General features: G+C 64.1%; 21 protein-coding genes and 1 tRNA gene. 15 read left to right on the top strand and 7 right to left on the bottom strand.

The window, feature by feature from the left end; translation table 11 throughout:
* Positions 1-4: 4 nt before the first annotated feature.
* Positions 5-1681, bottom strand: a complete 1677-nt coding sequence (locus H5T65_03350; GenBank protein MBC7258260.1) for a glucose-6-phosphate isomerase — start codon at positions 1679-1681, stop codon at positions 5-7.
* A 410-nt stretch (positions 1682-2091) separates the two neighbouring features.
* On the opposite strand from H5T65_03350, the gene H5T65_03345 reads away from it, so the two are divergent.
* The 8 genes from H5T65_03345 (at position 2092) to H5T65_03310 (ending at position 10752) form a co-directional block, all read left to right on the top strand.
* On the top strand, positions 2092-3396 hold the full coding sequence (locus H5T65_03345; protein ID MBC7258259.1) for an ATP-binding protein: 1305 nt from the start codon (positions 2092-2094) through the stop codon (positions 3394-3396).
* A gap of 153 nt (positions 3397-3549) precedes the next feature.
* Positions 3550-6258: a GAF domain-containing protein gene (locus tag H5T65_03340; protein ID MBC7258258.1), complete on the top strand. Its 2709-nt coding sequence runs from the start codon at positions 3550-3552 to the stop codon at positions 6256-6258.
* An 11-nt stretch (positions 6259-6269) separates the two neighbouring features.
* Positions 6270-6662 (top strand): hypothetical protein, encoded by a 393-nt coding sequence (locus tag H5T65_03335; protein ID MBC7258257.1) that lies wholly within the window; start codon positions 6270-6272, stop codon positions 6660-6662.
* Positions 6662-7171, top strand: a complete 510-nt coding sequence (moaC, locus tag H5T65_03330) for a cyclic pyranopterin monophosphate synthase MoaC (GenBank protein ID MBC7258256.1) — start codon at positions 6662-6664, stop codon at positions 7169-7171. The genes H5T65_03335 and moaC overlap by 1 nt, the downstream gene beginning before the upstream one ends.
* 60 nt (positions 7172-7231) lie before the next feature.
* Positions 7232-7678: an MOSC domain-containing protein gene (locus tag H5T65_03325; protein ID MBC7258255.1), complete on the top strand. Its 447-nt coding sequence runs from the start codon at positions 7232-7234 to the stop codon at positions 7676-7678.
* A 5-nt stretch (positions 7679-7683) separates the two neighbouring features.
* A complete protein-coding gene (gene moaA / locus H5T65_03320; GenBank protein ID MBC7258254.1) occupies positions 7684-8661 on the top strand; it encodes a GTP 3',8-cyclase MoaA in 978 nt (325 codons plus the stop codon).
* A gap of 115 nt (positions 8662-8776) precedes the next feature.
* Entirely contained in the window at positions 8777-9436 is a 660-nt protein-coding gene (locus H5T65_03315) for a 1-acyl-sn-glycerol-3-phosphate acyltransferase (GenBank protein ID MBC7258253.1), read from the top strand.
* A 44-nt stretch (positions 9437-9480) separates the two neighbouring features.
* Positions 9481-10752, top strand: coding sequence for a hypothetical protein (locus tag H5T65_03310; protein ID MBC7258252.1), 1272 nt, complete (start codon positions 9481-9483; stop codon positions 10750-10752).
* Between the two features lie 122 nt (positions 10753-10874).
* Here the strand turns inward: H5T65_03310 and H5T65_03305 are convergent, their stop codons facing one another.
* From H5T65_03305 to H5T65_03295, 3 genes are all read right to left on the bottom strand, one after another.
* A complete protein-coding gene (locus H5T65_03305; protein MBC7258251.1) occupies positions 10875-12152 on the bottom strand; it encodes a glycosyltransferase in 1278 nt (425 codons plus the stop codon).
* A 16-nt stretch (positions 12153-12168) separates the two neighbouring features.
* The gene (locus H5T65_03300) at positions 12169-13194 is read right to left on the bottom strand and encodes a GNAT family N-acetyltransferase (protein ID MBC7258250.1); all 1026 of its coding nucleotides are present in this window, start codon (positions 13192-13194) and stop codon (positions 12169-12171) included.
* A gap of 221 nt (positions 13195-13415) precedes the next feature.
* On the bottom strand, positions 13416-13652 hold the full coding sequence (locus H5T65_03295; protein MBC7258249.1) for a hypothetical protein: 237 nt from the start codon (positions 13650-13652) through the stop codon (positions 13416-13418).
* Between the two features lie 352 nt (positions 13653-14004).
* Between H5T65_03295 and H5T65_03290 the strand changes: the two genes are divergently transcribed.
* The 5 genes from H5T65_03290 to H5T65_03270 all read left to right on the top strand — a co-directional run bounded on the left by H5T65_03290 (position 14005) and on the right by H5T65_03270 (position 18642).
* The gene (locus H5T65_03290) at positions 14005-15345 is read left to right on the top strand and encodes a glutamine synthetase (protein ID MBC7258248.1); all 1341 of its coding nucleotides are present in this window, start codon (positions 14005-14007) and stop codon (positions 15343-15345) included.
* Between the two features lie 161 nt (positions 15346-15506).
* Positions 15507-16535, top strand: a complete 1029-nt coding sequence (locus H5T65_03285) for a zinc ribbon domain-containing protein (GenBank protein ID MBC7258247.1) — start codon at positions 15507-15509, stop codon at positions 16533-16535.
* A gap of 119 nt (positions 16536-16654) precedes the next feature.
* Positions 16655-16731 (top strand) — tRNA-Glu (locus H5T65_03280).
* 60 nt (positions 16732-16791) lie between these two features.
* On the top strand, positions 16792-18000 hold the full coding sequence (amrB, locus tag H5T65_03275) for an AmmeMemoRadiSam system protein B (GenBank protein ID MBC7258246.1): 1209 nt from the start codon (positions 16792-16794) through the stop codon (positions 17998-18000).
* A 12-nt stretch (positions 18001-18012) separates the two neighbouring features.
* Complete coding sequence (locus H5T65_03270) at positions 18013-18642, top strand: CoA pyrophosphatase (protein MBC7258245.1); 630 nt, start codon at positions 18013-18015, stop codon at positions 18640-18642.
* Between the two features lie 52 nt (positions 18643-18694).
* On the opposite strand, the gene H5T65_03265 is transcribed toward H5T65_03270, so the two are convergent.
* Positions 18695-18892 (bottom strand): DUF2892 domain-containing protein, encoded by a 198-nt coding sequence (locus tag H5T65_03265; GenBank protein MBC7258244.1) that lies wholly within the window; start codon positions 18890-18892, stop codon positions 18695-18697.
* Between the two features lie 146 nt (positions 18893-19038).
* The gene (locus H5T65_03260; protein MBC7258243.1) at positions 19039-19212 is read right to left on the bottom strand and encodes a 4Fe-4S binding protein; all 174 of its coding nucleotides are present in this window, start codon (positions 19210-19212) and stop codon (positions 19039-19041) included.
* A 191-nt stretch (positions 19213-19403) separates the two neighbouring features.
* On the opposite strand from H5T65_03260, the gene tpx reads away from it, so the two are divergent.
* Both tpx and H5T65_03250 read left to right on the top strand, forming a co-directional pair.
* Positions 19404-19919 (top strand): thiol peroxidase, encoded by a 516-nt coding sequence (tpx, locus tag H5T65_03255; GenBank protein MBC7258242.1) that lies wholly within the window; start codon positions 19404-19406, stop codon positions 19917-19919.
* Between the two features lie 33 nt (positions 19920-19952).
* Positions 19953-20333, top strand: coding sequence for a metallopeptidase family protein (locus tag H5T65_03250; GenBank protein ID MBC7258241.1), 381 nt, complete (start codon positions 19953-19955; stop codon positions 20331-20333).
* A gap of 1 nt (position 20334) precedes the next feature.
* Here the strand turns inward: H5T65_03250 and H5T65_03245 are convergent, their stop codons facing one another.
* Positions 20335-21141, bottom strand: a complete 807-nt coding sequence (locus tag H5T65_03245) for a CAP domain-containing protein (GenBank protein ID MBC7258240.1) — start codon at positions 21139-21141, stop codon at positions 20335-20337.
* Positions 21142-21295 lie beyond the last annotated feature (154 nt).

Below are 21295 nucleotides of genomic sequence, written 5' to 3'. Positions count from 1 at the left end.
TTCCTTACGTGCGCTCGCGGTCTGCGTTGAGGGCGGCCAGGGCGGATTGCCGCAAGGTTCGGCTGGCTTGGGCCAGGTCGCCGCTCATGTGAATGTGGATGACGTGCCTGCACGCATTGCGAAGGGCCTCCCTGTCCCCCAGCGCCTGGGCGTTCTTGAGCACAGCGAAGGAGTAGGGTTCGCCGGGCACGGAGATATCCTCCGCGTCGTCGGCGGTGAGGATGACATAGTGCCCGGTTGGCGGCCCGCCCTTGTGCAGTTGCCCTGTGGAGTGCAGGTAGCGTGGCCCGTAGCCCCAGGTAACGGCGACGCGCAACTTCAAGGCGAGTTGCTCCTGGAGTTCCGCGAAGAAGGCGTCCCACGCGTCGGTGGGCGGGAGGTAGGCCAGGAAGGCGCAGTAGTGGCGCAGCCCAACGTGGGCGAAGAACTGCCGCAGGGCGGCGGCAAGCGCAGGCCCATCGGCTTCCCCCTTGAGGGCGAACGTGTCGCCCGATGCACGGCCCAGGCCAGGCACCTCCAGCGTCCCCTGGCGCTCGTACAGGGCCAACATGTCGGCGGTGTTGCGTTTGGCCTCGGCGACGTTGGGCTGGTCAAAGGGGTTGACCCGCAGGATGTGTCCGGCGACCGCCGCGGCCATCTCCCAGCAGAAGAACTCCGCGCCAAGGTCGTAGGGCTCTGCGATTTCGCGCGCGAGGGTATGGTCGCGCAGGGTCATGGCCTGAGCGGGCGCGCCCGAGTCGGCACGCGCTGCGATGGTGATGAGCACATGGTCGGGAAGGCGCTGCGCTTCGGCGGCCAATCTGCCCGATGGCGGAACCAAGACCGGCAGGATGCCCGCGCCCTGTTTGCCGGTGCTCTCGGCGAGCAGTTGCTCAATCCAGAGTCCCAGGTCGGCCATCTGCGGCGCGATTTGGAGCGCGACCTTATCCCTGCCTTGGCGCGCCATCGCGCCGAGGAACGCGCCCAGGACTGCGCCCGGGTTGTCGCATGCGGGCATGGCCGGGCTGCACTGCGCGGCCATGCGCCCCGCGGATTGGAGCAGGCGGTTGACATCCACCCCGGCGAGCGCCGCAGGCACCAGGCCGAAAAGCGACAGCGCGGAGTAGCGGCCGCCGATGTCGGTGGGGTTGAGAAAGACGGCACGGAACGCGTGCTCGCGCGCGATGCGCTCAAGGCCGGAGCCCGGGTCGGTAATCGCCACAAACGCGCTGCCCGGTGCAGGGGTCAGCGACTTGACGCGATCCCAGAAGTACTTGAACAGGGAGAGCATTTCTACCGTGCTCCCCGATTTGCTGGCCACGATGAACAGGGTATGGGCGAGGTCTATGGCCCGCTCGCATTGAAGGACGGCGGCGGGTACGGTGCTGTCCAGCATGTGGAATCGGGGGTAGTCCCCTTGCGGGCCGAGAGTCTCCGCCAAGACGTGGGGCGCGAGGCTGCTGCCGCCCATGCCCAAGAGGACAACGTCGGTGAAACCGGCTTGCCATACTTCCTGCGCGAACGCCTGGATTTCGTCCAGGCGGGGTGCCATGGTGTCCACGACGGTGAGCCAGCCCAGGCGGTCCACGATCTCACGTCCGTCGTGGCCTGCCCACACCGACGGATCCCGCTCCCAAATGCGAGGGATGACGCGATCTTGTTCCAACTGCGCGATGGTTTCGTCCACCGGGTGGGGTTGCACGTGGCGACCTCCTTTCCATAAGTTGCGTATGTGGCGACGGAGTGCCTCGCCGCTGCCGTGTGCGGCGTGCTTGCCGCCGAGGATGTAGTTTACCACGGGGCATGGAACGCGGCAAGCGGCGGGTGGGGCCCCACGTTACGGGCCCTTTATCTCCCCGACGGACGGAATACGCTGCCGGGGGGCGGGGGCGCCTGACGCTGAAGCATCGGGCTGAAGGGTAGGGGTACCCTCGCGCGGGCGGCGTCCCTCACCCTAGCCCTCTCCTGGTGGGAGAGGGGGCGGCGCGCGTGCCTCGGTCGTCTTCCCGCGAACGGGGCTGGGCTAGGGGATTACATTCGCTGTCGGGCGGCGTAGAGTTGTGGTATAATCACGCGGCACAACGTTGCGAGCATGGGTCAGAGGTGAAGCCATTGGGCGAAGAGTTCTTTCCCGCGGAGCCGCGCTCTCTGGAAGAGACAGGGCTAGGGCTGCTGGCACTTGCCGACCTGGCGTTGAAAATCCTCTACGTTACCGGGCAGATGTCGGGGTTTGAGTTGGCGCAGGCGATGGGGCTGCCGTTTCAGGCTGTCGTCAGTCGCGTGCTAGATTTCATGAAGCGCGAGCGCTACTGTGAGACGCGCGGGGCGGCTGGTTTGGGCGAAGGGGCCTACCAGTATTCCGTAACCGAGAAGGGCGGCGTCAAGGCGCGCGAGGTCCTTTGGCGGAACCAGTACACGGGCCCGGCGCCCGTTCCGCTGGCCGACTACCACAGGGCGGTGCGCGCGCAAGGGCTACCGCAGGCTCCAACACACCGTGCGGCGCTGGAAGCCGCGCTGGGCGATCTGGTGCTCAACGGCAACGTGGTGGAACAGTTGGGGCCGGCGGTGGTGGGCAGGCACTCGCTGCTGTTGCAGGGGGCTTCGGGCAACGGCAAGACCGCGGTCGCCCGCGCTGTCGCGAACTTGCTGGCCGAGGGCGAGGTGTACGTGCCGCACGCCATTGACGCCCAGGGGGAGATCGTTGTGGTGTACGACAGCGCGCTGCATGGCGCTCCGTTGCCGGCGGATGCGACGCCCGCAAATCACGCGCGTGGGCGGGCGGACGGGCGATGGGTGAGGGTGCGGCGGCCCGCGGTGTTTTTGGGGGCCGAATTGCGCCTGGACGCGTTGGAGCCGATGCTGGATGAGACGGCACGGTGCTACAGCGCGCCGCCACAGGTCAAGGCCAACAATGGGGTGCTGGTGTTGGATGACCTGGGCAGGCAGACATCGCCTGCCGTGGGGTTTCTGGCCCGACTGATCCATCTGCTGGAGACCCGTTCTGACCGATTGGCCTTCAGAAGCGGCCAGCACGTGGATGTGCCCTTTGAGGGCGTGGTTATCGTGGCAACGCATCTGGATCTCTCGCAACTGGCGGACGCCGCGCTGCTCCGGCGGATTCGCCATAGGGTCAATCTTTCGGCGCCAACATTTGACGAGTACCGCGAGATATTCCGCAGGGCTTGTGCCAAGCGCGGATTGGCCTACGAGGAGAACGCGTTGGCCTACCTTCTCCAAAGATACTACGTGCAGCCGAAGTTGCCTCTCCGCGCGGCCGACCCGGACGAGATTCTAGACCGCCTGCTGGACGTGGCGGCGTTCCGGCAGGTGCGGCCATCACTGTCTGTGGAACTCCTGGACTCGGCCTGCCGCGCCTATTTTGGCGGCAGAGTGGGCGAGAGCAGCCGCGCATCTTGATGGACTTGGTGCAGGCGGTACGACCCGGTACGCGGGCCTTCTGCGCGCGGGGCGAGAAGATGAGGAACGAGCGGGGCGGCGGTCGTTTGCGCTTGGGGCCGGCCTGTGTTATGATTATCCGCAATCGGCAACCCGCGAGGAGCGGAAAAGACCATGGTGGAGTCTCGGCAGGTTCCATCCACGCCCGGAAGGCAGGCGCCGCTCCGGGACTTGGATTCGGACGGGTACACGCTGCTGCGTGAGACCAGCCGCTTGATCAGTTCTGTCCCCGATATCTCCGTGCTGCTGGAACTGCTCTACGAGGAGATACGAAAACTCATTGCGGCTGATACGTATTACGTTACCCTTTATGACCCACGCACAGACGAGGTCAGCATTGAGATTTTGATAGACGAAGGGCAGCGATTCCCACGAGCGCGACAGAGGGTCACGACGGGGCTTACGCGATGGATCATAGACCATCGCAAGCCGCTGCTGGTGCGCGACATGGAGCAAGACACACTCCCATGCGCGCCGATCTTCATGGGCAAGCCGCGGATGTCGCGCTCGTGGCTGGGAGTGCCGATGCTCCTGGGCGACCGCGTGGTGGGCGTGCTGGTAACCGCCAGTTATGAGCCGGGGGCTTACGGCGAAGGGGATCAAGAAGTCTTGGTGCACGTGGCCAGCCAGGCGGCAGTGGCCGTTGAAAACGCGCGACTGTACCAGGAATCGCAGCGCCGAGTCCGTGAGTTGGACGCGCTCCAGAGGGTTAGCCTGGAACTGGTCTCCTCACTGGATCTGTCGGCGGTGCTCAAGTTGGTGGTGCAGACGGCGCTAGAACTCACGGATGCCAACGACGCGCATGTGTTCCTGTACGACGAAAGCACGGGGCGGCTGTCATTTGGCGCGGCGCTGTGGGCGACGGGAGAGAGCGACCTGCGGCCAGAGACCACGCCGCGACCAGACGGCATTACCATGACCTGCGTCCGTTCGGGCGAGCCTGTCGTGATCCCCGACTGCTGTTCGCATCCTCTGTTCGCCGACCCCGCGCACAGGGCCGGCGGGTTGGAGTCCATCGCCAGCCTGCCGCTCCGGCGCGCCCAACACGTGCTCGGCGCGCTGAACATCGCGTTTGTGCGGCCCCACGTGTTCGGCGAGGACGAGTTGCGCCTGCTGGGGCTACTGGCCGACCAGGCTGCGATTGCCATTGACAACGCGCGATTGTTTCAGGCCGCGCAGAATCGGGCCGAGCGCCTGGCCGCCGTCGGCGAGATCGCCAAGGCCATCACGGCGACGTTTGATCTCAAGGAGATCGTGGCCGCCGTCTCGCGGTCGCTGATGCCGCTGCTCCCCCACTCGCACATGTGCTTGTGGCAGCGTAACGCCCTTGACGGCGCTTGGTCAGCCATCAGTGCGACTGAGGGGGACGTGTCGGCTCTGCGCGCGTTAGTGGAATCCGTCGGCCGCTCGGATATGCCGGAAATCCTGATCGCGCAAACGGCGAGCGACTTCGCGGAGCGTGGGGACGTAGGGCAGGCGCTGGCTTCTGTGGGGCTGGTGGCGCTGGTCGTGGTGCCGGTGATGGGGGACGGGAAGTGCCTTGGGCAGTGGACGGTTGGCGCTGGGGACGATGGTGCTTTCTCTTCCGATGACGTGGATTTGCTGCGGCAGGTGTCGGGGCATCTGGCCATTGCTATCCAGAACGCGCGGTTGTATTCGGAGATGGAGGATGCCCTGGAACGACTGCGTGAGAGTCAGACCCATCTGGTGCGTTCGGAGCGCATGAGGGCGCTGGCCGAACTGTCGGCGGGCGTGGCGCACGACTTCAACAACGTCCTGACGAGCATCCTGGGGCGCGTGCAGTTGATGCTGACCCACGTGCAAGATCCCGCGACGCGCGAGTCGTTGCAGGTGATTGAGCGGGCGGCGCGCAATGGCGCGCAGACGGTGCGCCGCATTATGGGATTCGCACGCCACCGCGAGGGCGAGGACTTCGCGCCGCTGGACGTGAATCGCCTGGTGGAGGACGCGATTCTGTTGACCGAGCCACGCTGGCGCGATCCGGTGTCGGATCGCCCGCCGATAGAGGTGAAGTTCCGAAGGGGCAAGCCGATGTCGGTTGTGGGCTCGGCTGCCGAACTGAGCGAAGTCCTCACAAATCTGATTTTCAACGCGGTGGACGCGATGCCCGAAGGCGGGCGGCTTGTGTTGGAAACGCGGCGCGAGGGAAATCAGGCGGTCATCAAAGTGCAGGATACGGGTGTGGGGATTCCGCCCGAAATCATGGCGCGGCTGTTCACGCCTTTTCTCACGACGAAGGGTAGCGGCAATGCCGGAATGGGGCTTTGCGTGGCCCGCGAGATCGTTGCCCGTCATGGGGGTACCATCCGGGTGGAGAGCGAGGTGGGCAAGGGCAGCACATTTGCCGTGCTCCTGCCGTTGGTGCACCATGTCCGGCCACACGAATCCAAGGAAGAGTTGTCTATGACACAGTCAACGCAAGACCAGAAGAGCCTCAATATTTTGGTGGTTGAAGATGAGGAGAGCATCCGCAGGCTGCTGGCGAGCATCCTGGGGCTGGAGGGGCACGAGGTGCGCACCTTCCGCACGGCGTCGGAGGGAATCGCCTCGTTTGCCGAGAGGCGGGCCGACCTGGTGATCACCGATTTGGGCCTTCCGGATCAATCGGGCTGGGAGGTGGCGCGCCAGGTCAAGGCGGCCTCTCCGAAGACGCCGGTCATCCTCATCACGGGTTGGGGCGTGAGCGCGGAAGTTACGGAGGCGAGGCGTAGGGGAGTGGACTATATCCTGCCCAAGCCTTTTGAGTTTGAAGAGTTGAGCGAGTTGATCGCCAAGGCCCTGGCGGACCTGGGCCAGCAATAGGAGGATTGTTCATGGGCGCTGACCTTGAGAAGGAGATTCGCGAGAACCTTCGGGATGGGAAACTCCCCTGCGCTGTGGCGTGGAGGATCGCCGAGCGTGCCGGCGTGGAGTGTCGAGCGGTGGGCGAAATGGCCGACCGACTGGACATCCGCATCAGCCATTGCCAGTTGGGCCTGTTCGGGTATGGCGAGAAGCGGCTGGGAGAGCACAAGATCGTCAAGCAGCCAGCGAGCCTGGATTCGGCGTTGACGGATGCGATTCGGGCGGCCGCACGGGACGGAAGGGTAACGTGCGCGCAGTTGTTTGAGATCGCGGGGAGACTTGGCCGCCCGCCGATGGATGCGAGCGCCCATGCCGAGGCGCTGGGCGTCAAGGTCGCACAGTGCCAGTTGGGGTGTTTTTGATGGGCCAGGGCAAGACGCTGTCGCACCTGGACAGTTCGGGCAAGGCGCGGATGGTGGACGTGGGCGCGAAGAGCGATTCGGAGCGCGTGGCTGTTGCCCGCGGGGTCGTTCGCATGAGCGCCGAGACGCTGAACCTGATTCGGCAGGGGGACATCGCCAAAGGCGACGTGCGCGCGGCGGCGGAACTGGCGGGCGTGATGGGTGCCAAGCGGACATCGGAGCTGATTCCGCTGTGCCATCCCCTAGCGCTGACGCAGGTGGTCGTGTCGGTGGACATTGACGGGGCGACAGCGAACGCGGACGGTACCGCCGAAGTCGTCATCACGGCGACGGCTAAGACCGTGGGGAAGACGGGCGTGGAGATGGAGGCGCTGACGGGGGTATGCGTAGCCGCTCTCACGATGTACGACATGTGCAAGGCAGTGGATCGGGGCATGCGCATTGCCGATGTGCGGCTGATTCGCAAGAGCGGCGGACGCAGTGGTACGTGGGAGGCTCGCGACATCTAGTGAGGGCATTCGCGCCCTGGGCAGAGTCGCCACTTTGATTGTGAGCCACGCGAGGTGGATATGCAAGGACGTATCGTCGCAGTCTGCACCAGTACGAAAAAAGGCGTCGCGAAGAAGAACGTGGGCCAGGCCGAGGCCCGCGTGAACTGGGGCCTGGTGGGCGACGCCCATGCCGCGGATTGGCATCGGCAGGTGAGCCTGTTGGCCATTGAGAGTATTGACAAGATGCGCGCCCTCGGACTCAAGGTGCGGCCAGGGAGTTTCGCCGAGAACCTGACGACGCAGGGGATTGACCTGCTGGCGTTGCCCATCGGCAGCCGCGTGCGCGTCGGCGATGGGGTGGTGCTGGAAATCACGCAGCACGGGAAAATCTGCCACGAGAAGTGTGCCATCTATCGTGCGGCGGGCGATTGCGTGATGCCGCGCGAGGGGATTTTCGCGCGGGTGATTGTCGGGGGGATGATTCGCGAGGGCGACGCCATTGTAACCATCGGCGAAGAAGGATAGCGGCCATGGCCTGCCTGGACTCCTTCAACCGCTCCATCAGTTACCTGCGCGTGTCGGTAACGGACCGCTGCAACCTGCGGTGCGTGTATTGCATGCCGCCCGAGGGGGTGCCGTGGGTTCCTCATGAGAACATTCTTCGGTACGAGGAGATCGTGCGGGTGGTGCGCATCGGGACGGAGATGGGCATCACGAAGGTGCGCCTGACGGGCGGGGAGCCGCTGGTGCGGGCGGGGATCGTGTCGCTGGTGGCGATGATTGCGGCCATTCCGGGCGTGGACGATTTGGCGATGACGACGAACGGGGTGCTGCTGGCCCACTATGCGGAAGACCTGGCGAAGGCAGGCCTGGACCGCGTGAACGTGAGCCTGGACACCTTGCGCCCCGAACGTTTCCGCGCCATTACGCGGTTGGGGGACCTGGCCGATGTGGAGCGCGGGCTTGCGGCGGCTCGGGCCGCGGGGTTGGAACCCGTCAAGGTGAACACGGTCTTGCTGCGCGGTGTGAACGACGACGAGATCGTGGATTTTGCGCGGAGGACGCTGCGCGAGCCTTTCCACGTGCGTTTCATTGAGGCGATGCCGGTGGGCCCGGCGGCCCAGGCGCGGTTTCTGCCGGTGGTCGAGGCGCGAGAGCGGATAGAGGCCGCGTTCGGCCCGTTGGAGGTGGCGCACCAGCGCGCGGGCAACGGCCCCGCGTCGTACTACCGCATCCCAGGCGCGTGCGGCACCGTCGGGTTCATCAGCGCCATCAGCGAGCATTTCTGCCATCAGTGCAATCGGCTCCGCTTGACGGCGGACGGCAGGCTAAGGCCGTGCCTTCTGTCGGACGCGGAGGTACCCCTGCGCGAGGCATTGCGGAGCGGGGTCAGCGACGCAGAACTGAAACAGATTCTGCTGACGGCGGTAGCGGCGAAACCCGAAGGGCATCACCTGAACGAGGGGGTTGCCGTTTCGGGGCGCGGGATGTCGCAGATCGGCGGATGATGGCATCGCGACCCTTGCCGCCGAGCGTGAGGTTGTCGTGCGGGAGATGTGGTCTTCGGGAGCAGAGCAGCCATAGCGACGGACTATGACACACGCGGCGATTGCAGGCAGAAGTTTGACGCTACGGCGAAAACTGATTCGGGGGTTCACCCGCCCTCTCATGAGTCTGCTGTTCAGGGCGCAGGTGTACGGCAAGGAGCATTTCCCCAGCGGCGGGCCTTTGCTGGTGGTGTGCAACCATTTCCACTGGGCGGAGCCGCCCTTATTGGCGTTGTCCAGCCCGTGGGACATAGAGTTCCTTGGGGCGCGGGCGGCGATGATGCACAAGTGGGTGGGGTGGTTCATCCGCCTTTACCGCGCGATACCCGTGGAGAAGATGGGAATCAACGTGGATGCTATCCGTGAAGCCGTGGAGATGCTACGCGCCGGCAAGGTGGTGGGGATATTCCCCGAAGGGCGCACCCACCTGAACCATTTGAGCAGCGCGTGGCCAGGAGCCGCGTTTATCGCGCTCAAAGCGAGGGTGCCGGTGTTGCCGGTGGGGATTGCCGGCACGTTTGAGGCCCCGCAATGTTGGCGCTCGTTACAGCGCGCGCCTGTGGAAATTCGCATCGGTGAGGTCTTCGGGCCACTGGACCCGCCGCGCTCCGTGGATCGGAAGGCGGCCCTGGAATGGGCCAGCCGTGAGATTATGCGTCGCATTGCATCGCTGCTGCCCGAGCGGATGCGCGGCTCCTATGCTGCGTCGCCCGAACAGGGCGATGGTCGCCCGTAGCCCGGTGGACACCGAGTATGGGGTGCGGGGAGGTTAGGTTGCGGATGCGGATTCGCCCCGCGGCGGTCGCGGGACTGGTGGTATTGTGGGTGGCAGCCCTGGCGCTATGGGCGCAGGCGGCGCTGGCGCAGGCGCCAGCCGAAACCTGTCGGGCGTGCCACTCGCGGGAGTACGACACGTGGGCGATGTCGGCACACGCACGCGCCGCCGAATCTGCTGCGTTTCGGGCGCTCGCGGGCACGGCGACGCAGGGGTGGGGCGCCGACGGGTGCACTCGTTGCCATGCGCCCCGAACGTCAGACGATGCCTCCACTGCCGACGGGGTGTCGTGCCAGGCCTGCCACCTGATACAGCGGGTGGATGGCGTGGGCAACGGGGCGTTTCGCCTGGCCGTGGACGGCGTCATGCGGAGCGCGAGGGCAGGCCAGGCTCCTCACCCTACGTCGGCGAGTCCCCTTTTCTCCGATTCGTTGTTTTGCGCGGCGTGCCATGAGCAGTACCATCCCACCACTGGCGTGGCGCTCCAGAGCACGTACACGGAATGGCTCAACAGCGCGGATGCTCACGGCGGGAAAACGTGCCAGGTGTGCCACATGGCGGGCACATTGTCGGATCATGCCTTCGGCGCGGGCGCGGTGGACGCCGCCGCCAAGGGCGATGCCCTTGGCCGTGCGATTGACCTTCAAGTCCGATGGCCAAAGGCGGCGCGGGCGGGCAGTCCTCTCATTATTGACGTGCGACTGGAGAACACGGGCGCGGGCCATGCGCTTCCGACGGGCAAACCCGAAGGATACGAAATGTGGCTGGAAATGACCGCGACGGCCGGCGGCGAGGCGCTGTTCACGGAGGCGCTGCCCTATGGCGTCGTGTATGCGGACAGCAAGGGCAACAACCAACCGCGCGTGTCCTCGTTGGACGCGGCGAGCCTCTTCGTGGATCATCGCCTGTTCCCCGACCGCCCGGTGCAGGAGCGGTTCGTGTTCGTCGTGCCGACAGATGTGCGCGGGCGCGTGGAGATTGAGGTGAGGCTGATGTACCGGCGCACCCCGCTGTGGCTTTCGGAGCAGGCGGGCCTTCCCACGGCAGAGGCGGTCGTGGTGCGACGCGCGTCCGCGTCGCTGGGTGTGCTGGAACCCCTTCCGACGCCGACCTATGTGGCGCCCACTCCACCCGCGACTTTGAGGCCAACACCCACGCCTGCAGTGGGGACAGTCGGGGTGCTGGAAGAACGCGGATGGCTGGGTCCGTTCCTCCTGGTGGGCGGGCTGGTGCTCATTGGGGTTGCGGCCTGGGCGCTGAAGGCGCGCGCGGTCTAGCCCACGGCTGTTGCCCATTCGCTTGACGAGGTATCACGCGGGGCTGAACCCCAATCCGTAGGTCAAGTTCCCATACCTGCCTGGCTCCCCTGGCGGCTAGGGGTAGCCGCGCTGCTGAATCCCTACATACCCCGGGTGGCGGTCAGGGTCGCGGCCTGGCGACTGAGGAGTTCGCCGTACAGGGCCACGATTTGGTCGGCGATGTTGGGCCATGCGAAGCGTTGCGCCCACTGGCGCGCGTTTTCTCCCATTTTGTCGCGCAGTTCGGGCTCGTCTAGCAGCATGCAGAGTTTCTCGGCGAGAGCGGCTGGCGAGTTGGACGGGAACAGGAGTCCGGTGAGGCCGTCCTGGATGGTGTACATGAGGCCGCCGGCTTTGGACGCGATCACCGGCACGCCGCACGCCATGGCTTCCACTGCCACCATGCCAAAGGACTCGTAGTAAGAAGGCACGACGACAACGTAGGCGGCCGAATAGTAGTAGGGCAACGCATCCTGGTCCTTTGACCCAAGGAAGGTAACCAGGTCCCGCAGTTCCAGTTGCTCGCGCAACTCGCGGAGGCGTTCCTCTTCCGCCGAGCGGGTGGCCTCGGTGCCTTCGCCCTCGCCGCCGATGATGGAGACGCAGATGTTCTCGCAGAAGCAGGGCGTTTCCTTCGCCAGGATGGCAATCGCGCGGAACAGGGTTTCTATGCCCTTGAGCGGCTCAATGCGCCCCACGAACAGGATGAGTTTCCGCTCTTGCGGGATACCGATGTGGGCCTTGGCGACTTCCACGGGAATCGGGTGGAATCGTTCGGTGTCCACGCCCGCAGGGATGACGCGAATCTTGGCGGGGGCTGCGCCGTAGAGCCAGGCCATTTGCGCCTTCTCCAGCGGGCTGGCGGCCACCAGACAGTCGGCCCAGTGCATGATCTGGCCCTCCGTCTGGATGCGCAGGTCGGTTTCCATCTCCTCGGGTGCGGCCGCGACGGCGTTCTTCATGTGCCCCAGCGTGTGGAACATGTGGACGAGGGGAATGGGCCACTGCCGCCGAAGTTCATGCGCCACCCATCCCGAAAGCCAGTAGTGGCTGTGTAGGAGACTGTAGGAGATTCGTTCTTGTTCCGCAAAGCGGGCCAGGGCCTGGGTGAACTCGGGCAGGTGCTGGAAGAGTTTGTGCTTGTCGTAAGGGGCCGGGGGGCCGGCGGGGAGGTGGATGACGCGAGCGTTGGGCGCGAACTCGCGCACCCTGGAGACGTCCGGCGATTGCTGGCGGGTGAACACGTCCACGGCCATCCCGCGCAGGGCGAGTTCGCGCGACAGGTCGCGCACGTACACGTTCATGCCCCCAGCTTCCTTCCCGCCGAGGGTGGCCAGCGGGGAGGTGTGGACGCTGATCATGGCGACGCGGAGGGACATGGCGGGCGACTCCTCGCTACGGCTCCAGGGGTTCTGGGCTGATGAGCACGTTATGGATGGTGGTGCGTATGGCCCCGAAGCGGAACTTGTACTCTTCGTCGCCGCGGAGGAAGTCAAACTGCTCTTTGTGGGTCTCAATGGCGTGGCGGATGCAGTAGGCGAGCAGGACGATGCCTGGGCTGAACGCCGCATATTGTTCGGGGTCGTAGCCAGAGTTGTACACCAAGATTCGGTTGTCGTAGTCAAAGTTCAACATGCTGGCAGCGCGATTGCCGTTGACCGAGATGAACGCCAGGCTGAGCCAACCGCAACGGAAAAAGACGCGGCACACGTCTCGGAAGAATGCCACCATTGACTGGTCCATGAAGGCATCTTTCTCGGGGTTGCTCTTGCGATGGAGGCGGATGAATTCGTCAACGTCGTCGTCCAGCGTGGCCGGGTCATCGGCAATGTGCCAGCGGGTCTCGGCGGCGGATTCAATGCGGCGGATTTTGCGGCGAATCTCGTGGCGCTGCTTTTTGTCAAGGGTGTTCAGGTAGTCTTCCCAAGTGGCGGGCAAGGGAATCACCGGACAGATTTCCTGCACGCTGGTGCGGGCGTAGAGGCCGCGTTCCCGGGCCAGGCGGGCGATGGATTCGTAGGTGGGAGATGCCTCTCGGATGTTGCAGAGGTCTACATAATGCCAGGCCGGGGCGCCGGTTCCGGTCAGGTAGTCCAGGATAGCGGCGTATAGGGCTGTCTCGTGTCCGGGCGCGACGATCACGTCCAGGTAGTCGGAGACGTCCACGCAACCCACCCACCGAAAGGTGTGCCGTCCGGTTTGGCTGGTTACCCGACAGAGGGGCGCGATGCCGACCAGGGCGCCGTCGTCTGTTCGCAGGGTGAGGAGGTGAAGTTCGCCTTCTCCCAGGTGCTTCCACCACGTAGCCTGCCATTCCCAGGTGAGAAACGCCGTGCGCAGAGGACTGCGCTGTAGGAGAGCGTTCCACTCCGGCTGCAGTTGCTCAAAACTGTTGGCCTCATGCAAGACTTGTACGTTCATCGCGGCAGCACGTCCGTCATTTTTGCGAGGATTAGGAATCTCCCACCGAAACTCTCAAGCGGTGAGGACTTTCACAAGGGGATTATACACGACGAGAGGGCAGACAACAAACCGCGCGAGCAGCCCGAAGGCTAGGCGGTTTGCAGCACAGGGCGGCCTTGGAATGTGCGGACGGCGGGCGATGTGCGCGCAGGCGGCCTCCGAGGAACCGCGCCGCGCCGTCAGGCGGAGGCCTGTCGCCGCTGCGAGTCGGGCACGGGGCAGAGCAGTTCGCATTGGGAAACGATCTGCGCGGCCTCTTCGGGCGCGAACAGTTCGCTCACCGTGAGACCCTCGTCGCAGCAGGTGATTTCGCGCGCCAGTTGGCACACCAGGGCGTCGGGCTTGCCCCTTTCGTGCAGGAGTTTGCGGATGCGATTGCGGGCCAGCATCAAGCCGTCGGTTCCCTTCGTGATCATGGCTAGACCTCCCGATGGTTGCACTGAGCGGTGCAGTGTAGGATGTGTACGTTAGTCGTCCGTGATTATATCACAATATTATTGAAATGTCAAGATGTGATAAAGATAACTTATAATTGTGGCGCCTTTCACAGGGTCGTGGGAAAATGCACAGGATTCTGTTCCGTAGGCCTGGGGTGAATTTGCTTTTCGGGGCGGTTGGTGGTAACATGGACTCCCATGAGCGAGGCGAAAAACGTTCATGGGCAGTGTGGCCCGCAGCCTTTGGTTGGCGGGTTTTTGTTTGTCCCGAAGGCTGTTCGCCCAATCCCAAAAAGGAGGTGGGGAGATGACGGACACTGGGAAACCCAGGATGAATCAGCCTACACGCGAGGAGGTGCTCCAGCAAGCAGAAGAGGCCCACGTGCGGTTCGTGCATCTGCAATTCACCGATGTGGTGGGCATCGTCAAAGGCGTTACGATACCCGTGGATCAGTTAGAGGGGGCGATGGCCCATGGGATCTGGTTTGATGGGTCATCCATTGCCGGTTTCGCCCGCATCGCCGAGAGCGACATGTACCTGGTGCCTGACCCTTCCACCTTCGCCCTGGTGCCGTGGGAAAGTGGCGATGAGGTGCGGACGGCGCGGCTGCTGTGCGATGTGTTCACGCCCCACGGCGAGCCGTTTGCCGGCGATCCCCGCCAGGTGCTTCGCCGCATGATGAACGAGGCCGCTCGGATGGGGTTTGTGTACAACACGGGGCCAGAACTGGAGTTCTTCCTGTTCCACAAGGATCAGAACGGATACGGGACGCCATCGCTGCACGATCAGGGCGGCTACTTTGACCAGTCCACGGACAGGGCTGTGGAAGTGCGCAAATATATGGTGAACGCGCTGAACGCCTTCGGAATCCGCGTGGAGACGAGCCATCACGAGTGCGCGCCTGGCCAGCACGAGATTGACTTTGAATACACCGACGCGCTCCATGCTGCCGACAACGCGGTAACGTTCAAGTACGCGCTCAAAGCGGTCGCGGGGGCTTTTGGCCTGCACGCCACGTTCATGCCCAAGCCCATCGCCGGCATCAACGGTTCGGGGATGCACGTGCACCAGAGCCTGGCCTACCTGGATTCCGGCAGGAATGCGTTTGCCGACCCGAGCGACCGCTACGGGCTGTCGGCTATTGCGCGGCACTTCATCGCGGGGCAGATGGCGCACGCCCGGGGCATGAGCGCGGTGCTTTCGCCGCTGGTCAATTCGTACAAGCGGCTTGTTCCCGGGTACGAAGCCCCCGTCTATATCAGTTGGGCGCGCATCAACCGCTCGGCGCTTCTGCGCGTGCCGCAGGTGAGCCCGGCCAAGGTAGAACAGACGCGAGTGGAACTGCGCTGCCCCGACCCGTCCTGCAATCCCTATCTGGCGTTTGCGGTGATGCTGGCGGCGGGGCTGGATGGCATTCGGCGCAAGTTGGAACCGCCCGATCCGGCAGAGGAAGACCTGTACCATTTGCCCGCCGAGAAGCGACAGAAGCACAAGACCCTGCCCGGCTCATTGTGGGAGGCTCTGCAGGAACTCCAGCGCGATGAGATTGTCCGGAGCGCGCTGGGCACGCATGTGTATGAGAAGTTCGTGGAGGCCAAGACGCAAGAATGGGATGAGTACCGCACGTGCGTTCATCCGTGGGAATTGGAGCGGTACCTGAATATCTACTAGGGCTTTACGACGTCGGTATGGGCTTTCTCGGCGCTTGCCCGATCGCCGCACACCTCTGCCCTGAGCGAGGTTCAGGTTTGACAAGCGTGGGTGTTGCTGCTACGCTACCGCCGGAGTTGCGGAAAGGCCGTGTAGTGTATTGTGAACAAGGAGGTACAACGGTGCAAGACAGGGGTTTCGCGCTAATTCTCAAGGCCATTGACGTTTCTCTGGACGTGCGAAAACTGGGGGTCGCAGTTGTGGGGCTGGCGGCGACGCTGGGGGTGGCTGCATTTCTGTCCTTCCTGGGGAGCCGCACTGGGGATGCAGGGCTGGTGCTCTTTACCCTATTGGCGGCCCTTGTGATGTGGGTCGGGATATCCCTGGTGTACGGCGCGGTTACCCGCTTGAGTTACCTTCACCTCACGCAAGGTAACCCCGGGTCGTGGCGGGATGCGCTCGGTTACGCGCTGGGCCATCTGGTGAGCCTGATGTTCACAGGCCTGGTGCTCGCCTTCGCGGTGCTGGGGGTTTTCCTCGTGGAGGTCATTGTACTGCTGTTGGGGCGTATTCCGTACCTGGGGGAACTCATCGCCTCGGCGGCATTCCTACCCCTGACCGTTCTCAATGCGTTTGTCCTGCTGGTGATCACCGTCGGGTCGTGGCTCATCTATCCCACCATCGCGGCCGAGGGAACCGGCGTTGTCGGCACAATCCAGCGGGTGGTGGGCCTGGTTAGGCGGTCGCCTGGGCAGGTGGCGGCGTACATTGCGATTGCGATTATCGCCGTCGGGTTTGCGTCGTGGATCATCTTCGGGCTGGGCTATGGCGGGGCGGCCCTCACGGCAGTGGCCACGATGATCGGGGCGGGCTCGCGAATCGGACGGCTCTTTGGCATCTGGCCAAGAATGGGCGGCTACATGTCGCCCTACGGCATGGGCTGGACGCCGTACCGTGCCGCCAGCCTGCCCTTCACCATGTACCTTGCCCAACTCATTTACGCGATTGGTATCGCGGGGCTGGTGGCGATTGTGGCAGCGTTCCCGGTGGTATTCCTCATGTCTGCGGCGACGGCCACGTATCTGAATGTCGCAGAGCCCAAGCCGCCTGTAGCCACTCAGGGCAATGAGGCCGAAGTGCGGTGCCCACAGTGCGGGAGTCCGGCTCAGAAAGGGCAGAAGTTCTGCTCCAATTGCGGCGCAGCGCTGTAGCGGGAGCCGCGCCGCTAGCCTGATGGGCGGCAGACTCGGTTGCATGGGATCGGGCAACCGAGGCCGTTCGGCGGGTCAATTTGACAGAAAGGGGCCTTCCCCATAGAATGGCCATGTGTGGCGCATTCGTCTAGTGGCCTAGGACACCTCCCTCTCAAGGAGGAGATCGGGGGTTCGAATCCCCCATGCGCTACCAGAAAGCCCCGCACAGTCGGGGCTTTTGCTTATGTCCACGCCCGATGAATGTGGGGGACGGATGATGCGACCCAAGTTGCGTCCTATCCAACCGCAGTGGGCGCAGCAGGACGGGCGGCCGGTGCTTGTGCTGCGCGACCCGCTCGCGCTGAGCGGCAAGGTGCTGGCGGTCCCGCAGCCTCTCGCGCCGCTGTTGGCGCTGTGCGACGGCACGAGGGACGAAAGCGCGTTGCGCGCGGCGCTGGAGATTCGCGCGGGGGTGCGCTTGTCGCCCGAGGTCCTAGCGGGCATCTTGCGGCAACTGGATGAGGCCCTGCTCCTGGAGAACGAACGCTCGGCGGAGGCGCTGGCGGCCGCCGTGCGCGAGTTCCGCTCGGCGCCGTTCCGGGCGCTGGCGTCAGCGGGGAGCGGGTACCCGGGCGATCCGGGGCTGCTCGCGAAGACCCTGCAGGGCTATCTGGACGGCGCGGGCGATGTGCCTCGGTTTCCGAGCGCCCGTGGGCTTGTGTCGCCGCACATAGACTACATGCGCGGGGGCGGAGTGTACGGCAGGGTTTGGGCTGCAGCGGCAGAGGCCGTGCGCCAGGCCGACGTGGCCGTGATCTTCGGCACCGACCACATGGGGGATTTCTCGCCACTTACGTTGACAAGACAGAACTACGCGACGCCGTTTGGCATCCTGCCAACCGACAAAGACGTCGTAGAGGCGGTGGCTGCTGCCATCGGGGAGGATGCGGCTTTTCGGGATGAGATTCACCACCGCAATGAGCACTCGGTGGAACTGGCTGCGATTTGGTTGCATTATGTCCGAGGTGGGACGCCGTGCGCTCTCGTGCCTGTTCTGAGTGGCTCCTTTGAGCGGTTTGTAACCGGGCATGAGATGGCGCGGGACGATGAAATCATTGCGAAGGGAATAGCGGCGCTCCGCAGCGCCCTTGTGGGTCGGCGAAGCGTGGTCATTGCGGCTGCTGATTTGGCCCATACAGGGCCGGCCTTCGGAGATACGCTGCCCGCGGGCTTTGTGGACCGGGCGATGGGCAAGAAAGCCGACCGGTTGTTGATGGAGCGAGTGTGCGCGGGCGATGCCGATGGTTTTCTGTCGCTGATCCGCGAGGAAGGGGATCGGCGGCACATCTGCGGTCTGCCGCCCATTTACTTGGCGACACGCCTACTGGAGCCTGTTACCGGTTATGCCGTCGCCTACGACCAGGCGCCCGCGGATCCGCAGGGCGCATCGTTCGTCTCGTTCTGCGGCATTGTGTGGGAGTAGGGCGTGGGTCGCATGAGCCTGTGGCCGACGCCTGAAGAACTGCGCCGCGCGTTGCGAGGGCCGTTGCCGGGTCGCCCCGCGCAATTGTGGATGGCACCCCAGCCGCGCCCGATGGATGCCGATCATCGCCCGCAACTCGCTGCGGTGTTGTTGCTGCTGTACCCGTGCGAGTCGGGGTGGTGCTTCCCGCTGACGTTGCGCACCAACGCGGTCGCGACGCACCAGGGGCAGGTGTCGCTGCCGGGCGGGGCACGGCATGGCCGGGAGAGCCTGGCGTGCACCGCGCTGCGGGAGACTGCCGAAGAACTGGGCATTATCGCCGATGAGGTGCGCATGTTGGGCCGGCTTACGCCCGTCTATGTGGCGGTGAGCGATTTTCAGGTGTTCCCCTTTGTGGGATACCTGCCCGCGCGGCCCGAATTCCACCCAAGCCCGGAGGAAGTTGCCGAAGTCGTGGAGACGCCGCTGAAAACTCTATTGGATGAGCAGGCGCGCTTTGAGGAGGACTGGGATCTGCCGGACGGTCGGCATCTTCACGTACCCTACTTTCGGATCCACGGGCACAAGGTCTGGGGCGCCACGGCGGTGATCCTGGGCGAGTTCGTGTGGCTGCTGCGAGGAATGGCGGCTGCAAGAAAATGACCCGGCGCTGATGCCGGGCCCGGTGGTACTCCGAGATCGTCGTGTTGTAGGGTTATTTGCCGCCCTTGATGGGCTTGCCGAACAAGGGGGCCAGCAGGCACAGGTTCAGCGCCCCAACCACGATGAACAGGATGCCCAGCAGCAGGAGGATGACCTCCAGCGCCGTGCTCCAGTTGGGGCCGAAGAGCGCCAACACGACAAGAATTGCGCCCACTACGATCCGCAATGCGCGTCCTGCAGTGCTGCTCATGAAGCCTACGAAGTCCATTGCCATTCCTCCCCATCTGATTTGGATTTCTATTTTTTCACAACACGGGTCATTCTCCGAAGTTGCGCGCCTTGCAAAAAGAAAAGCCGAGGACGGTAATCCTCGGCTTCGTGGTTTGGGATGTGCCGTTATGCTTCGGAAATGGCCTCCTGCGGGCACTCATCCACGCACGTGCCGCAGTCTGCGCACTTCTCGGGGTCAATCACGTAGGATTCGTCGCCTTCGGTGATGGCCTCTTCGGGGCAAACCGCGGCGCATGCGCCACAAGAGATACACAGTTCGGGGTCAATTTTGTGAGCCATGTGAACACTCCTTGTTTTTGTTGGATTTCGGCCTTCCGCAATCGTGCAATTCGGCACTACTATATGCGATTCGTGAAATTCGTCAAAAACTCGTTGGAAGTTGATAAGCCGCTTCCATGACCCAGGTCATAGCGCGAGATGCTCGGCTGTGCTAGGATATGTCCAGATCCGTTTGTGAGGAGGGAGATTCTATGGAGGAACGCTACGGAGTTGTGAAGGCTGGAGGGCAGCCGCTGACGTTGGTCGGCTCGCCAGTGGTGGTGGGCCAGAAGGCTCCTGACTTCCGACTGCTGGACAACGATGGGCATCCGGTTACCCTGGCGGATACGGCGGGCAAGGTGCGGCTTATCAGCGTGGTGCCGTCGCTGGACACGCGGGTGTGCGACTTGCAGACCCGCCGATTCAACGCCGAGGCCGACAAACTCGGCGACAAGGTGCGGATTCTGACGGTGAGCGTGGACTTGCCGTTCGCGCAGAAGCGGTGGTGCGGGGCGGCCGGCGTGGACAGGCTGCAGACGCTTTCCGATCACTACGATACCAACTTCGGCTTGGCGTATGGCGTGCTCATCAAGGAGAAGAGGCTCCTCGCGCGGAGCATCTTCATCGTGGACGAGCAGGATATCGTGCGATACGTGCAGATTATGCCGGACTTGGGGCAGGAACCCGACTACGAGGCGGCGCTGGACGCGCTGAAGAGAATCCTGTAGAATAGCGGTAGTCTGTTCTCCGCAGGGATGCACATGCCTTTGCGAATCAGCCCGGAAACCTTTGATGAACTGGTGGTGCAGGCGCTGGAGTCGCTGCCCGACGAAATCCGCGATAAATTGGACAACGTGGCCGTGATGGTGGAAGACTATCCGACGCGGGCGCAACTTCGCGCGGGTGGAGTTAGGCGCGGCATGCTTCTTTTCGGACTTTACGAGGGCGTTCCACTGACGGGCAGGACTTCGGGGTACAATATGGTCATGCCCGACCGCATCACGCTGTTCCGGGAACCCATCCTTATGGCATGCCGCACTACGGAGGAAGTCCGCAAAACCATAGCGCATACCGTTCTGCACGAGATTGCCCATCATTTCGGCATCTCGGACGAGCGGCTGCGGGAGATTGGGGCGTACTGAATCAGCGCACCGTCAGGATGATGTTGCCCACGAAGATGTGCTCGCCGCCCTGCGCCGCCCAGACGCGCACATGGTACAGCCCCGGCTTGTCCGTCTCGGCGATGCGGATGGTCGCCGAGAAGCGGTCTCCCTGAACGCGGGGCGCCATCGCTTGGAACACCTCGGCACGGGACGTGTAGGTGGAAGTCTGGTTTAGGTCCGCGACGCTCATCGGCGTGGGAAATGGCTCGTAGGCGAGATTGATAAGCGGGGACGAGACGCCGGGGAGTATTCTGCCCGAAACTTGTACGCTCTCGCCGCGGTTTACGGACTCGGGCGCCGGGTCCAGAACCACGTAGCGGTCCACGAATTCCTGGACAATTCTTATCTCCCCTTGCGCGGGGTTGTACCCAATGCCGATTCCGACATGGGTGTGCGAGGATTGCAGGATGTTGTCGCGGTGGCCTGGGCTCTCCATCAGCGCCTGCTCGGCTTGCTCCACGATGGCCTTCCAGTCCTGGATGGGGATTCCTGCACCGGTGGAGTATCGCTGATAGTAACTGTACACGTTTTCGCGGACGGCGTCTCGCCCGCCCGCGAAGGAATAGCGGTGCTCGGGGCCGTGTCCTGCCAGATTCCAATGGCTCAGGTACCCATAGGTGGCCATTTCTTCGGCGTGGGCTTGGGCGGCGCGTGCGGCGGTTTCGTCCCATTGGACGGACGAAAGGCCCGCGGCCTGGCGGTCTCGGTTGACCAGTTCCATCATGTAGCGGGCCGCGGCCGACAAGTCGGGTTTCGGCGTGGGCGTGCGCGTGGGTTGCGGCGTCAACGTGGGCACGAGCATGTTTGTAGGCCGCGGAGTGCGGGATGCCGGCGCAGTGCTGGTTCGGGCGGCTCGCGTGATTGAGGGGCCGGGGGCGGCCATTGTAGGCGCGGCTGGCCGTGGAGTGCGCGGGGCGCAGGCCGACAGCAGGATGAGCATT

It is taken from the genome of Chloroflexota bacterium (genome assembly GCA_014360805.1).
Classification (GTDB): Bacteria; Chloroflexota; Anaerolineae; order DTLA01; family DTLA01; genus DTLA01.
Note: the sequence above shows the minus strand (reverse complement) of the source record. Positions and strands in the feature narration are given on the sequence as shown.